Source organism: Roseivivax jejudonensis (assembly GCF_900172265.1).
Classification (GTDB): Bacteria; Pseudomonadota; Alphaproteobacteria; order Rhodobacterales; family Rhodobacteraceae; genus Roseivivax; species Roseivivax jejudonensis.
The window spans coordinates 148,280-161,856 of the sequence record NZ_FWFK01000007.1; the positions used below are offsets into that span (position 1 = coordinate 148,280).

Annotated in this window: 12 protein-coding genes; 5 read left to right on the plus strand and 7 right to left on the minus strand. The window is 69.4% G+C overall.

Annotation, left to right across the window (positions count from 1 at the left end; all coding sequences use genetic code 11):
• Positions 1–104: 104 nt before the first annotated feature.
• Together mreC and ROJ8625_RS17505 are read right to left on the minus strand one after the other, a co-directional pair.
• On the minus strand, positions 105–1,040 hold the full coding sequence (mreC, locus tag ROJ8625_RS17500; protein WP_085793209.1) for a rod shape-determining protein MreC: 936 nt from the start codon (positions 1,038–1,040) through the stop codon (positions 105–107).
• 29 nt (positions 1,041–1,069) lie between these two features.
• The gene (locus ROJ8625_RS17505; RefSeq protein ID WP_085793210.1) at positions 1,070–2,116 is read right to left on the minus strand and encodes a rod shape-determining protein; all 1,047 of its coding nucleotides are present in this window, start codon (positions 2,114–2,116) and stop codon (positions 1,070–1,072) included.
• 243 nt (positions 2,117–2,359) lie between these two features.
• Here ROJ8625_RS17505 and ROJ8625_RS17510 point away from each other — a divergent pair, with 243 nt between their 5' ends.
• The 5 genes from ROJ8625_RS17510 (at position 2,360) to ROJ8625_RS17530 (ending at position 8,361) form a co-directional block, all read left to right on the plus strand.
• Positions 2,360–4,867, plus strand: a complete 2,508-nt coding sequence (locus tag ROJ8625_RS17510; protein WP_085793211.1) for a GcvT family protein — start codon at positions 2,360–2,362, stop codon at positions 4,865–4,867.
• A 224-nt stretch (positions 4,868–5,091) separates the two neighbouring features.
• Positions 5,092–5,949, plus strand: a complete 858-nt coding sequence (sseA, locus tag ROJ8625_RS17515; RefSeq protein ID WP_085793212.1) for a 3-mercaptopyruvate sulfurtransferase — start codon at positions 5,092–5,094, stop codon at positions 5,947–5,949.
• A 63-nt stretch (positions 5,950–6,012) separates the two neighbouring features.
• Complete coding sequence (locus ROJ8625_RS17520) at positions 6,013–7,197, plus strand: amino acid aminotransferase (protein WP_085793213.1); 1,185 nt, start codon at positions 6,013–6,015, stop codon at positions 7,195–7,197.
• Positions 7,184–7,810: a glutathione S-transferase family protein gene (locus tag ROJ8625_RS17525; protein ID WP_085793214.1), complete on the plus strand. Its 627-nt coding sequence runs from the start codon at positions 7,184–7,186 to the stop codon at positions 7,808–7,810. Before ROJ8625_RS17520 ends, ROJ8625_RS17525 begins: the two co-directional genes overlap by 14 nt.
• Before the next feature lie 131 nt (positions 7,811–7,941).
• Positions 7,942–8,361, plus strand: coding sequence for a universal stress protein (locus tag ROJ8625_RS17530; RefSeq protein ID WP_085793215.1), 420 nt, complete (start codon positions 7,942–7,944; stop codon positions 8,359–8,361).
• A 13-nt stretch (positions 8,362–8,374) separates the two neighbouring features.
• Here the strand turns inward: ROJ8625_RS17530 and rlmH are convergent, their stop codons facing one another.
• The 5 genes from rlmH to ROJ8625_RS17555 form a co-directional block, all read right to left on the minus strand.
• Positions 8,375–8,842, minus strand: coding sequence for a 23S rRNA (pseudouridine(1915)-N(3))-methyltransferase RlmH (gene rlmH / locus ROJ8625_RS17535; RefSeq protein ID WP_085793216.1), 468 nt, complete (start codon positions 8,840–8,842; stop codon positions 8,375–8,377).
• 3 nt (positions 8,843–8,845) lie between these two features.
• Positions 8,846–9,217 (minus strand): ribosome silencing factor, encoded by a 372-nt coding sequence (gene rsfS / locus ROJ8625_RS17540; RefSeq protein WP_085793217.1) that lies wholly within the window; start codon positions 9,215–9,217, stop codon positions 8,846–8,848.
• Positions 9,218–9,392: 175 nt separating this feature from the next.
• Positions 9,393–11,732, minus strand: a complete 2,340-nt coding sequence (locus ROJ8625_RS17545) for an aldehyde dehydrogenase family protein (RefSeq protein WP_085793218.1) — start codon at positions 11,730–11,732, stop codon at positions 9,393–9,395.
• A gap of 48 nt (positions 11,733–11,780) precedes the next feature.
• On the minus strand, positions 11,781–12,761 hold the full coding sequence (deoC, locus tag ROJ8625_RS17550) for a deoxyribose-phosphate aldolase (RefSeq protein ID WP_085793219.1): 981 nt from the start codon (positions 12,759–12,761) through the stop codon (positions 11,781–11,783).
• A gap of 100 nt (positions 12,762–12,861) precedes the next feature.
• Positions 12,862–13,557, minus strand: coding sequence for a glycosyltransferase family protein (locus ROJ8625_RS17555; RefSeq protein WP_085793220.1), 696 nt, complete (start codon positions 13,555–13,557; stop codon positions 12,862–12,864).
• Positions 13,558–13,577 lie beyond the last annotated feature (20 nt).

Here is a 13,577-nt window from a genome sequence, read left to right on the forward strand (position 1 = left end):
GCGACGGTGGCACGGGGCGCCGCGATGCGCTGCGGGTGGCCAGCGTGACGATGCGCGGGCACCGGGGCGGCACCGACGCGGTTGGTGACGCGAAAGCGACCCGTTCAGCCATCGACGGCCTCCGGCACCGGCTCGGGCGACGGGGCGTCCTCGGGCGTCTGCGGCTCGGGCGCGGCCGGCGGCTCTTCGGGCAGCACCAGCGCCGATGGTGTCGTGACCTGCCGGGCGCCGTGATCGCGCAGCACCCGAAGAAACTCCAGCCGCTCGTAATCCGCGGCAAGACGCACGCGCAGACGCCCGCCGGAATCCTGCGCCACCTGTCCGATAAGCAGGCCCGGCGGAAAGACATCGCCGTCGCCCGACGTGACGATCCGGTCGCCCGGGCGCACGAGGTCCGGGTTCTCGAGGAAATCGATGGGAGGCGCCGAAGAGTTGTCACCGGTGACGAGCGCACGCTGGCCCGACGGCTGGATCAGCGCCGGGATCCGGCTCGTCGCGTCGGTCAGCAGGATCACCCGGCTGGTGTTCGCGCCCACGCCGGAGATCCGCCCGACGAGCCCGATGCCGTCCATCGTCGCCCAGCCGTCGACGATGCCGTCGCGGCTGCCCACGTTGATCAGGACCGACTGCCGGAACGGGGAGCCGGAATCCGCCAGGACCACGCCGGTGATGTAGGTGAGCTTCGGGTCCAGACGCACGTTGTTGAGATCGCGCAGGCGCGCATTCTCCTGCTCGAGCTGCAGCGCCGCCTCTTTCCACGCGGTCATCTGGCGCAGCTCGCGGCGCAGCTCGCGATTCTGCTCGGTGATGTTGCGGTAGCTCTCGAAGTCGCGGAACAGCTCGACCGTGGCGGTCACCGGCGCCATCGCCCAGTCCATACGCGGCACCACGGCATCGACGACCTGCGCGCGAAAACGTTCGACGCGGGGGCTGTCGATGCGCCAGACCAGGAACAGGGCAATGAGGCAGAACAGCGTGACCGCCAGAAGCAGTCGCTTCAGCGGTCCCGTGAAATCGTCACTGGAACGGTCTCGTGCCAACGTGAACCCTCTGACCCACGGTCACGGTCTCAACTGTCGTAGTCAATCGCGTGGCGAAGCTGCTTCTCGTATTCGAGCGCCTTGCCGGTGCCGAGCGCCACGCAGTTCAGCGACTCGTCGGCGATCGACACCGCGAGGCCGGTCTGCTCGCGCAGCGCCAGATCCAGATCGCCCAGGAGCGCCCCGCCCCCGGTCAGCATGACGCCGCGATCGACGATGTCGGCGGCCAGATCCGGTGGCGTCGCCTCGAGCGCCGTCATCACCGCCTCGCAGATCGTCTGCACCGGTTCGGCCAGCGCTTCGGCCACCTGCGCCTGGCTGATCTCGGTCTCCTTCGGCACGCCGTTCAACAGGTCGCGACCGCGGATCTGCATCGACGAGCCGCGGCCGTCGTCGGGCATACGCGCCGTGCCGATGGATGTCTTGATTCGCTCGGCGGTCGATTCGCCGATCAGCAGGTTCTGCTGGCGCCGGAGGTAGTTGATGATCGCCTCGTCCATCCGGTCGCCGCCGACGCGGACCGACCGCGCATAGACGATGTCGCCCAGCGACAGGACCGCGACCTCGGTGGTGCCGCCGCCGATATCGACGACCATGGAGCCCGTGGGGTCGGTGATCGGCATGCCCGCGCCGATGGCCGCCGCGATCGGCTCCGCGATCAGGCCCGCCTTGCGCGCGCCCGCCGAAAGCACCGATTGCCGGATCGCGCGTTTCTCCACCGGCGTTGCGCCGTGCGGCACGCAGACGATGATCTTCGGTTTCGAGAAGGTCGAGCGCCGATGCACCTTGCGGATGAAGTGCTTGATCATCTCCTCGGCAACGTCGAAGTCGGCGATCACGCCCTCGCGCATCGGCCGGATCGCCTCGATCGAGCCCGGGGTTCGTCCGAGCATCAGCTTGGCGTCCTCGCCCACGGCGAGCACCTTCTTCTGGCCGTCCTTGACGTGATACGCGACGACCGAGGGTTCCGACAGGATGATGCCGCGTCCCTTGACGTAGACGAGCGTGTTCGCCGTCCCGAGGTCGATCGCCATATCCGCCGAGAAGGCGCCCATCAATCTGTCCAAGCCGAACATGCTTCCGTCCCCCGAATGGCATTGGGCCCGCGACTCTGGGAAAGAGCGGCGGGCCGGCGCCCTTATAGGCAGGCGACGGGCGCGGCGAAAGGGGCCGGGGCCCCCAAATCAGCGCGATTCTGCCACAGTCCGGGGGCCGCGGCGGCGCACAATGTCGGAAACCGGCGATGTGGAGTCGCGCTCCCGCAGCACCGTGGACGGGCCTGCGCTATCGAATGCGGAAATCGCTCAGGAGTCGTCCGGATGAAGTCTCAGGTCAAAGCACTCGTCGTCGGCGGCGGCGCCGTCGGCACCTCGATCGCCTACCATCTCGCCAGGGCCGGCTGGCAGGACGTCATGCTGCTGGAGCGTGACGAGCTGACCAGCGGCTCGACCTGGCACGCTGCCGGCCTGCTGCCCTATTTCAACATGTCGTACGCGACGACGCACATCCACGACTATTCGATCCGGTTCTACAAGACGCTCGAGGAAGAGACGGGCCTCGACGCGGGCTTCTTCGTCGTCGGCAACCTGCGCATGGCGCAGACCGACGCCCGGATGGACGAGTATCGCCTCTACGCCACCACCGCCGAGACCTGCGGCGTGCCGTTCGAATGGATGACGCCGGCGCAGATCCGGGACCGCTGGTCGCTGATCCACACCGACGACCTCAAGGGCGCGATCTACCACCCCACGGACGGCTACATTAACCCCGCCGACGTGACGATGGCGATGGCCAAGGGCGCGCGGCGGCGCGGGGTCACCATCGAACGGAAATGGCAGGTCGACGGCTACGCGTGGAAGGGCGACCACTGGGACGTCACGCTGACCAAGATGGTCGAGAAGGGCGGCAACCTCGTGCCCTCCGACGAGACCACGATCGTCTCCGCCGAGCACGTGGTGACCGCCACCGGCAACCACGCGCAGCGCACCGCGCGCCAGCTCGGCATCAAGATGCCGGCGATCCCGGTCGAGCACCAGTTCATCGTGACCGAGCCCGACCCGGCGCTGGTCGAGTACCGCAAGAGCCACGAGCAGCACCCGGTGATCCGCGACGCCGACGCCAAGTGGTATGTCCGCGAGGAGCGTGGCGGCTGGATCCTCGGACCCTACGAGCTGAACGCGCCGGCGCGCTTCGAATACGGCGTGCCCGACAGCTTCCGCGCCGACCTCTTCCCGCTCGACCTCGAGCGGATCGAGGAGGAATACATGTCGATGATCCACCGCATCCCCTCGACCGAGACGGTGGGCCTCAAGGACGATTTCAACGGACCGATCTGCTACACGCCCGACGGCAACCCGCTGATCGGCCCGGCGCCGGGCCTGCGCAACATGTGGCTGGCCGAGGGCTTCTCCTTCGGGATCACCGCCGCCGGCGGCGCGGGATACTACCTCGCGCAGATGATGGTCGACGGCGAGGCCGAGATCGACATGGCCTCGCTCGATCCCAAGCGCTTCGGCGAGGACTGGATGACAACCGAGTACGCCGCCCGCAAGAACGAGGAGGCCTACGAACACGTCTACATCCTGCACCATCCCGACGAGGAGCGCCCGGCCTGCCGGCCGCTGCGCACGGGCCCGTGCTACGACCGCCAGAAGGCCGAGGGCGCGCAGTTCGGCTGCGTCAACGGCTGGGAGCGGCCGAACTACTACGGGCCGAAGGACGCGCCGGACAGCTTCGACCACGACGCGCGGTCCTTCCGCCGCGGCGGATGGTGGCAATACGCCGTGGACGAGGCCAAGGCGATCCGCGAGGGCGTCGGCCTGATCGACGCGACGGCCTTTGCCAAGCACGCGGTCACCGGGCCCGGCGCAGCCGAATTCCTGTCGGGGTTCACCTGCAACAAGCTGCCCAATGTCGGACGCATCAACCTGACCTACGCGCTGAGCGCGGCCGGGACGGTGCGCACCGAATACACCATCGTCCGCCGCGGCGAGCAGGATTTCTACCTCGTCTCGGCAGGCGCATGGGCCGCCTATGACGGCGATTACCTGAGAAAGGCGGCCGAAGATTACATGGCTGCCGGCGGCGGCCACGTGACGATCCAGGACATCACCAGCCAGTGGGGCGTCTTCGCTATCGCTGGGCCCAAATCGCGCGACGTGCTGACCACGCTCGTGCGCGACGCCGACCCCACGACGGCGCTGTCGAACAAGCGTTTCCCGTGGCTGTCCATGCGCAACATCGAACTTGGCATGGTGCCGGTCATGGCGCTGCGCGTCGCCTACACGGGCGAGCTGGGATGGGAGCTGCACCACCCGATCGAGATGTCGGCCCACCTGTGGGATCGCCTGATGGACGCCGGCCGGCCGCACGGGCTGAAACTCGTGGGCGGCCGCGCGCAGAACTGGCTCCGGATGGAGAAATCCTACCGCGCCTTCGGCCACGAGCTCGGCCGCGACGCCACGCCGCTCGAGGCCGGTCTCGACCGCTTCGTCGATTGCACCCGGCCCTATACCGGCAAGCCGGCGATGCTCGAGACCGGGATCCGGTCGCGCTGCTGCACGCTGCTGATCGACGGGCCCGAGGACGCCGACCCGTGGGGCCGCGAGGCGCTCTTTACCGAGGACGGCGAGCGCGTCGGGCGGCTGACCTCGGGCGGGTATTCCGTCGCGTTCGGCAAGGCGATCGGCATGGGTTACGTGCGGCCGGGGCTCGCGCAGCCGGGCACCCGCCTGAAAGTGCGGATCATGGACGCGCTGTGGGATGCCGAGGTGACCGAGGATTCGCCCTACGATCCGAAGAACGAGGTCATCCGCCGCGACGGCTGACGCGCCGGCCCGGCGCCGCTGCAGACGCGCCCGCCCGGCGCCGCTGCCCGGCCGCGCCGGCGGAATGCGAGGGGCCAGCCCCTCGCGCTCCCCGGGGTTTATCGGCAAGATGAAGAGACGGATCGCCGGGAAACGCGGCCGGCGCGATCGCGGCGGCCGGCCTTGCCTCTGCCCCGGGCGCGCCGTAAGCACGGCAGGGACCCGCGGAGAGGAGAGGGGCTGCGATGGCGGAAGACGATCCCCGGACGCTCGTGTCGACCGACTGGCTCGCGCGGCATCTTCAGGATCCCGACCTGCGCGTGCTGGACGCGAGTTGGTACCTGCCCGATGCCGGGCGCGACCCGAAGGCGGAATACGCCGAGGCGCACATCCCGGGCGCGCGATTCTTCGATCTCGACGAGACCAGCGACCGCCGCTCGGAGCTGCCGCACATGGCGCCGCCGCCCGAGAAGTTCATGTCGCGGATGCGGGCGATGGGCGTCGGCGACGGACACCAGGTGGTGGTCTACGACGGGGCCGGGCTGTTTTCGGCGGCGCGCGTCTGGTGGCTGTTCCGGCTCATGGGGCATGCGGACGTCGCGGTGCTCGACGGCGGCTTTGCGAAATGGCGGGCCGAGGACCGGCCCGTGGAGGACATGCCGCCGATCGTCCGCGACCGGCACATGACGGTGCGCAGGCAGGCGCAGATGGTGCGCGACGTGACGCAGGTTTCGGCCGCATCGAAGCTGGGCGACGCCGAGATCGTCGACGCGCGCTCTCCCGAGCGGTTCCGTGGCGATGCGCCGGAGCCGCGCCCCGGAATGCGTGCGGGTCACATCCCCGGATCGCGCAACGTGCATTACGCCGCATTGCTTAACGACGACGGCACGATGAAGTCGCCCGAGGCGCTGCGCGCGGTCTTTGCCGAGGCGGGGGTCGACCTCGACAAACCGGCGATCACCACCTGCGGATCCGGCGTCACCGCGGCGGTGCTGAGCCTTGCGATGGAACGCATGGGCAAGCGCGACCATTCGCTCTACGATGGGTCGTGGTCCGAATGGGGCGCCTCGCCCACCGTGCCCGTCGCGACCGGCGACGCCTGAGGCGCCGGCCGCCCCGCCCCCCACAGTTCCTGCCGCCCGCGCGCGGCCATCCGGAGACAGCGCATGTTCGACCAGCTCAAGGAGCAGCCCGCCGACAAGATCCTCGCCCTGATGCAGGCGTTCCGCGAGGACCCGCGCGAGGACAAGATCGATCTCGGCGTCGGGGTCTACAAGGACGCGCACGGCAACACCCCGATCATGCGGGCCGTCAAGGCCGCGGAGAAGCGGCTCTGGGACGAGGAGACGACGAAGGCCTATACCGGGCTCGCCGGCGATCCCCTCTTTGCCGAACGGATGCGGGACCTGGTCCTCGGCGACAGCGTTTCGGCCGAGCAGGTGGCCGCCGTGGCGACGCCCGGCGGCACCGGCGCGGTGCGGCAGGGCTTCGACATGGTGCGGCTGGCCAACCCGGACGCCACGATCCACGTGTCCGACCCGACCTGGCCCAACCACCTGTCGATCCTCAAGCACATGGGCCTGCCGGTCGCGCCCTACCGCTACTTCGACAGCGACACCGGCGGCGTCGACTTCGCGGGCATGATCGCCGACATCCTCAAGGCGCGGCCGGGCGACATCGTGCTGCTGCACGGCTGCTGCCACAACCCGACGGGCGCGAACCTGTCGATGGTCGAGTGGAAGCACGCGATCGAGAAGATCAACGAGGTGGGCGCGATCCCGATGATCGACCTTGCCTACCAGGGCTTCGGCGACGGGCTCGAGGCCGATGCCGCGGCGACGCGCGCCGTGGTGGAGGCCTGCCCGGAGACGATCATCGCCGCGTCGTGTTCGAAGAATTTCGGCATCTACCGGGAGCGGACCGGCATCCTGATGGCGGTGTCGCAGGACCCGTCCCGCAAGAAGGTGACGCAGGGCACGCTGGCCTATCTCAACCGGCAGAACTACTCGTTCCCGCCCGATCACGGTGCCCGGCTGGTGCTGATGGTGCTGGGCGACGACGAATTGCGCGCCGACTGGGAGGCGGAACTGGAGGAGGTGCGCACCGGCATGCTGGAGTTGCGCCGGCTTCTGGCCGACGAGCTGCGCCAGCGGTCGAACTCCGACCGGTTCGAATTCCTGGCCGAGCATCGCGGCATGTTCTCGCGCCTCGGCTGCAGTCCCGAAATGGTCGAGAAGCTGCGCGCCGATCACGGCATCTACATGGTGGGCGACAGCCGCATGAACATCGCCGGGCTCAACCGCGACACGGTGCCGAAGCTCGCGCAGGCGATCGTCGATGTCGGCATCTGACGGCGCCCGCGCCGTCCTTTGGGGCCATCGCGATTCGGGCCATGCGGTCAAGGTCGCGCTGGCCCTCCATCTTGCCGGGATAGATCACGGCGTCGAGGTCGTGGATATCTGGGCCGCGCCGGAGACCCGTCCGGACCTCTTCCGCGCCAGGAGCCCGCTCGGGCAGGTTCCGCTCCTGGAGCTCGACGGCGTCGCGCTGACGCAATCCGGCGCGATCCTCATGGAGATCGCCGATCGGTTCGCCACGCTCGGGGGCGAGAGTGCCTCGGGCCTGCGGCGGGGCCGGACGATCCTGATGTGGGAGGCCAACCGGATCGGCATGTGCGTGCCGCAGCTGATCGAGGCGCGCCGCCCTGGCGGTGACGCGTTTCCAGACGGCGCGGTCGCATGGCTCGCGGGGCGCTACGCCGCGGACGCGGCGCAGTTCGAGACGTTGCTCGGCGCCGGGCCGTTCCTGCACGGCGAAGCGCCGGGGATCGGCGATTGCGCGGTCTGGGGCTACGCCCGTTGGATCGACCGGGCCGGACTGACGGCGCCGCCGGCCCTGGCCGCCTGGCTCGACCGCATGGCGGCGCTTCCGGCGACGGAGCGCGCTGCGGCCGCCTTCGGCTGATCCCGGTCATGGACCTAGGCGGCGCCTCTTCGTGTTAGACTCAGGAAACGCGGCCCGGTTCGGCCGCGCGGGGGCGGCCGGGCAACACGGCCGGCGGCGCTCCGCTCCATCTGGTCCGAAGGAGGTTTCGCATGTTCAAGCACATCATGGCACCCGTCGATCTGAAATCGACCGACAAGCTCGACCGCGCGCTGAAGGCCACCGCCGAGGCCGCGCGCCAGCACGACGCGAAAGTGACTTACGTGTCGGCGTCGAACGCCACGCCGTCCGAGATCGCGCATACCCCCGAGGAGTTCCGCGAGAAGCTCGGCGCATTCGCAAAGGCGCAGGCTGAGGCCCATGGGATCGAAGCCGACAGCCATGCGCTGATCCTGCACGATCAGCGCGCGGATCTGGACAACGCGCTCGTCCACGCGGCCGAGGAGATGGGCGCGGACCTCATCATTATGGCCTCGCACGACCCGAATTTCTTCGATCACTTCTGGTCGTCGAACGGCGGCGCGGTCGCCCGCGATTCGAAAGCGTCGGTGATGCTGGTGCGAGGCACCTGAGCCCGGCGCGGCGTCATGCACGGTGGTAGGGACTTCCCGCGAGGATAGACGCGGCCCGGTAGAGCTGTTCGGCCAGCATCACCCGCGCCAGCATGTGCGGCCAGACCATCGCACCGAAGCTGAGCGACAGATCGGCTTCGGTGCGCAGGTCGGGATCGATCCCGTCGGCACCTCCGATGACGAAGGACAGGTCCTGAACCCCCTGGTCGCGCAGCCGCGCGAGCGTGTCGGCAAATTCGATCGACGTCATGGTGCGGCCGCGTTCATCGAGCGTGCAGAGCGCACCGGACGGCCGGGCGCGGCGCAGCAGCGCCGCTTCGGCGGCCATGCCGCCACCCTTGCGATCCTCGACCTCGATGATGCGGGCGGGCCCGAGGCCGAGCCCCCGGCCGGACTTGTCGAACCGGCCGAGATAGTCGTCGACGAGGGCGTGCTCCGGGCCCGACCGGAGCCGCCCGACGACACAGAGATGGATCCGCAAGGGCTAGTGGCCGATGCCCCGCGACGGCGCGACCGGCATCCACATCTTCTCGATCTGGTAGAACTCGCGCACTTCGGGGCGGAACACGTGCACGATCACGTCGCCCGTATCGATCAGCACCCAGTCGCCGCTGTCCTTGCCCTCGGTCTTCGACGCGACGCCGTGACGGGACTTCAGCTCCTCGGTCAGCTTTTCCGCGATCGACACGACCTGCCGCGACGACCGGCCCGAACACACGATCATGTAGTCGCCGATCGCGCTCTTGCCGCGGAGATCGATCTCCACGACGTTTTCGGCCTTCATGTCATCGAGGATGGCGAGTATGGATGCGAGCTGCATTTCGCTCGTGGCATCCGTCTGGGCCAGTCCGTTCATAGGGCGGCCCCCTTCGGCGGCATGTGCCGCGTCAGTGAAGAGTGACAGGACATCGTCCTCCTTTTGAGATCACCATCGCCGCGCGTCCCAGCGCGCCGCGTAGTGTAAAGATAGCATCGGCCGTGTGACTTCTCAATGTCACCGTGCTGCGACAGGGCAACACGCGCGGTAACGATCAGGCGCCGTAGGGAATCCAGACGGTCTTCACCTCGGTCGCGTGTTCGAGGAACGCGGGATCGGCGCCGGCGGCGCCGTGCCAGTCGCGGTCGCGCCGGTCGTTCACCCAGGTGCGCTTGAGGTTGCTCGCGGCCCCGCTCTCGATCTCGGCGGACAGGTCCGACGAAGAGAACGACCAGACCGCATCGACGTCGAGATGCGTGGCCAGGACCGGGGCGAGCTCCGCATGTGCGCCGGTCAGCAGGTTCACCACGCCGCCGGGCAGGTCCGAGGTCTCCAGCACCTGGACGAGGTCGGCGGCCACGAGGGGGAAGGGTTCGGACACGACGAGGACGGTGCGATTGCCCATCGCGATCGCCGGCGCCATCACCGATACAAGGCCCAGAAGCGGCGTCGCGTCGGGGCAGAGCGCGCCGATCACGCCCACGGGCTCGCGCAGGGCCAGAGCCATGCCGCGGATCGGCACCGCGCGGGCCTCGCCGGCGAACTTGTCGGCCCATGCGCCCCAGTGAAACAGTCGGTCCACGGCGGCGTCGACCTCGGCCGCTCCGTCGCCCGTGCCGGTCATGCGGTCGAGTCGCGCGGCCAGTTCGTCGCGGCGTGCGGCCAGGTTCTCGGCCATGTAGTAGATCACCTGCGCGCGGTTATGCGCACTCGCGCCCGCCCAGCCGGACGCGCCGCGCGCGGCCTCCACCGCGTTGCGCACATCCTTGCGGTTGGCGATCGGGGCTTGCCCCATCAGCCGGCCGCCCGCGTCGTGCACGGCTCGGGCATAGCCGCCGTCGGGCCGCGCCTGCTTGCCGCCGATATAGAGCTTCGCGGTGCGATCGACGGCCTCGGGCTCGGCGGTCTCGCCGTCGAAGGGCGCCACGCGCGCCAGCGGGGCTCCGGCATGGGCCGGTCGCAGGTAGGCCGACAGGCCCTCGGGCCCGCCCTCGCGGCCGAAGCCGCTTTCGCGCACCCCGCCGAAACCGGCCGCCGCGTCGAACATGTTGGCCCCGTTCACCCAGACCACGCCGGCGGCGAGCTTCGGCGCGATGTCGAGGCAGGTGTTCACGTTCTCCGACCACAGGCTTGCGGCCAGCCCGTAGCGCGTGTCGTTGGCCAGCGCGACGGCCTCGGCGGGCGTCCGGAAGGTCGTGGACACCAGAACAGGACCGAAGATCTCTTCCTGCATCAGCCGCGCGGCGGGGCCGAGGCCGGTCACCAGCGTCGGCGGGTAAAAGCAGCCCTCGGGCACGTCGCAAGCGGCGACATGGGTTTCGCCCTCGTCGTTGGCGTCGACCAGCGCGGCGATCCGGTCGCGCTGCACCGGATCGACGATCGCGCCCATGTCGATCGACTTGTCGAGCGGATCGCCCAGTCGCAGCTTGTCCATGCGCGCCCGCAGCCGGTCGTGGAACGTCTCCGCCACGCCCTCCTGCACCAGAAGGCGCGAGCCGGCGCAGCAGACCTGCCCGCCGTTGAACCAGATCGCGTCGACGAGCCCCTCGACCGCCGAGTCGAGGTCCGCGTCCTCGAAAACGATGTAGGGCGATTTGCCGCCCAACTCGAGCGTCAGCCCGATTCCGCGCCCGGCGGTTGCCTCGCGGATCCGGCGGCCGACCTCGGTCGACCCGGTAAAGGCGACCTTGTCGACATCCGCCTCCACCAGCGCCGCGCCGGTCGCGCCGTCGCCGGTGACGATGTTCACCACGCCATCGGGCAGGCCCGCCTGCCGGCAGATGTCGGCAAAGAGCAGCGCGGTGAGCGATGTCCACTCGGCCGGCTTCAGCACCACGGTATTGCCCGCCGCCAGCGCCGGCGCGATCTTCCACGCCAGCATCAACAGCGGGAAGTTCCACGGCACCACCTGCCCGCAGACGCCCCAGGGCGCCCGGCCCGGACGCTCCGTCTCGAACAGCTGCGCCAGCCCGGCATGGTAGTAGAAGTGCCGCGCCACCAGCGGCACGTCGATGTCGCGTGCCTCGCGGATCGGCTTGCCCGAATCCAGGCTCTCGAGCACCGCGAAGAGCCGCGCATGCTTCTGCACCAGGCGCGCCAGCGCATAGAGAAAACGGGCGCGTCCCGGCCCGCCGAGGTCCTGCCAGCCGGGCTGTGCGGCACGGGCCGCCTTGACCGCGCGATCCACGTCCGCGCTGCTGCCTTGCGTGATCTCGGCCAGAACCTCGCCGGTCGCCGGGTTGCGCGTCTCGAACGTGTCGCCGGGCGCGCCGAACGCGCCGTCGATGAAGTGCCCGAAGCGCGACCCCTGGTCGACGATCCACGCGAGCGCGTCGCCCGCCGCCTCCGGGGCCGATCCGTACTCCATCGTCTCGAAGATTTCGCGCACGGTCATGGTGTTGTCTCGCTGCAAACGTTGGATGTCACGGGGCGGCGCCCGCGCTCAGGCCAGGGCATGGCGCCACGAGGCCGAGTAGGCCCCGGTCACGAAATGCTCGATCTGCCGTTCGATGTCGCCCAGAAGCGACGAGGCCCCGAACCGGAAGAGGTCCGGCCGAAGCCAGCGGTCGCCCAGCTCCTCCTTGACGAGTGCAAGGTACGTGAGCGCGTCCTTCGCCTTCGAGATGCCGCCCGCCGGCTTGTAGCCGACCCGGTGGCCCGTCCAGTCGTGGTAGTCGCGGATCGCGCGCATCATCACGAGGCTCACCGGCAGGGTCGCGTTCACGCCCTCCTTGCCGGTGGAGGTCTTGATGAAATCCGCGCCCGCCATCATGCAAACGAGGCTCGCGCGGGCCACGTTGCGCAGGGTTCCGAGCTCCCCGGTCGCGAGGATCGCTTTCACGTGCGCCTCGCCGCAGGCGCTGCGGAAGGCGCGCATTTCGTCGTAGAGCGCCTGCCAGTCGCCGGTCAGAACGTGCCGGCGCGAGATCACGATGTCGATTTCCGCCGCGCCGGCCTCCACGCTCTCGCCGATCTCGGCCACGCGCAGGTGAAACGGCGACAGCCCGGCCGGAAAGCCCGTCGACACCGCCGCGACGGGAATGCCCGAGCCCTCGAGCGCCGACACTGCCGGCGCAATCATGTCATGGTAGACGCAGACGGCCCCCACCGTCAGGTCGGGCAGGTCGAGCGCCTCGAGCAGGTCGGCCCGCATCGGCGTGCGCGCCTTGGCGCACAGCCGCGCGACGCGCCCCGGCGTGTCGTCGCCCGACAGCGTCGTCAGGTCGATGCACGACACCGCGCGTGCCAGCCACGCGGCCTGGTGCGCCTTCTTGACCGAGCGCCGGCCGGGCAGCGTCGACGCGCGCCGCTCGATCGCCGAGCGATTGGCCTGCGCGCGCATCACCCGGTCGAGGTCGAGCGCCGTGCCCGGATTGCGCGGCGCGACGGTCTGGGGCAGGGCGTGGGTGGCGGTGTGGTGCATGGATCCTCGCGGCAGGGGCACAGTTGTGGCAAACGGTCTCACGCGCGTCCGGTGCTGGCAAGCGGTGCCGCGACGACCGCCCGCGAGGGCGGAGGAGCGCCTAGCGCACGCGGTTCGACAGCCAGCGCAGGACCGGGTTCTTCTGCGGGCGCAGCAGCTCGAGGTGGAGGATCCGCGCCCGCGGCTGGTCCGACCAGATCAGCTCGGACAACTCGTAGACACGCTTGTTGAACTGCGGCGGCAGCACCCAGAAGGCGAGGTCTTCGGCTTCCCACAGAACCTCGCGAAAGGACGGCTGGTCGATCCCGTACCGGCCCTCGGCAAAGCGCAGCGCCCACGCGTCGAAGAGATCAAGCGCCGCCTGGCTGCGGCGATAGAGCAGCACGCCGGTGTTGATCTCCGGAAAGGTGTCGGGGAGGGCGTTGCGGATCGGCTTGTTGTGGCGCCCGCGATGCCACAGCGCCACCTGCGCGCCGGCCATGTCGTAGCGCTGCAGCAGGTCGAAGAGCGATCCCAGGTTTTCACGCACGAGCGTGTCGTTGTCGAGAAACAGCGTCTCTTCGAACGGCGTCTGCCCGAGCAGGTTGACCTTGGGCCGCTTGAGGCCCTCTGGGATCACGAAGCTCAGGTCGAAGCCCGACACGTCGTCGTCGGCATGGCACCAGATCGCGGTCAGAAGGCTGGGATTCCAGTGTTTCACGCTCGCCGCCGAGCGGCGCGCCACATCGACGTGGTCGCGGCCCCAGGCGACGTAGACGACACCGCGCTTGGCCGGCGGCCGTTCGCTGTCCTGCATGGTCGTTCGGTCCGTTGTTG

Coding starts and splice junctions, on each gene's coding strand:
- ROJ8625_RS17505 (WP_085793210.1), bottom strand. CDS start 2,116: ATGTTCGGCTTGGACAGATTGATGGGCGCCTTCTCGGCGGATATGGCG.
- ROJ8625_RS17510 (WP_085793211.1), top strand. CDS start 2,360: ATGAAGTCTCAGGTCAAAGCACTCGTCGTCGGCGGCGGCGCCGTCGGC.
- sseA (WP_085793212.1), top strand. CDS start 5,092: ATGGCGGAAGACGATCCCCGGACGCTCGTGTCGACCGACTGGCTCGCG.
- ROJ8625_RS17520 (WP_085793213.1), top strand. CDS start 6,013: ATGTTCGACCAGCTCAAGGAGCAGCCCGCCGACAAGATCCTCGCCCTG.
- ROJ8625_RS17525 (WP_085793214.1), top strand. CDS start 7,184: ATGTCGGCATCTGACGGCGCCCGCGCCGTCCTTTGGGGCCATCGCGAT.
- ROJ8625_RS17530 (WP_085793215.1), top strand. CDS start 7,942: ATGTTCAAGCACATCATGGCACCCGTCGATCTGAAATCGACCGACAAG.
- rsfS (WP_085793217.1), bottom strand. CDS start 9,217: ATGAACGGACTGGCCCAGACGGATGCCACGAGCGAAATGCAGCTCGCA.
- ROJ8625_RS17545 (WP_085793218.1), bottom strand. CDS start 11,732: ATGACCGTGCGCGAAATCTTCGAGACGATGGAGTACGGATCGGCCCCG.
- deoC (WP_085793219.1), bottom strand. CDS start 12,761: ATGCACCACACCGCCACCCACGCCCTGCCCCAGACCGTCGCGCCGCGC.
- ROJ8625_RS17555 (WP_085793220.1), bottom strand. CDS start 13,557: ATGCAGGACAGCGAACGGCCGCCGGCCAAGCGCGGTGTCGTCTACGTC.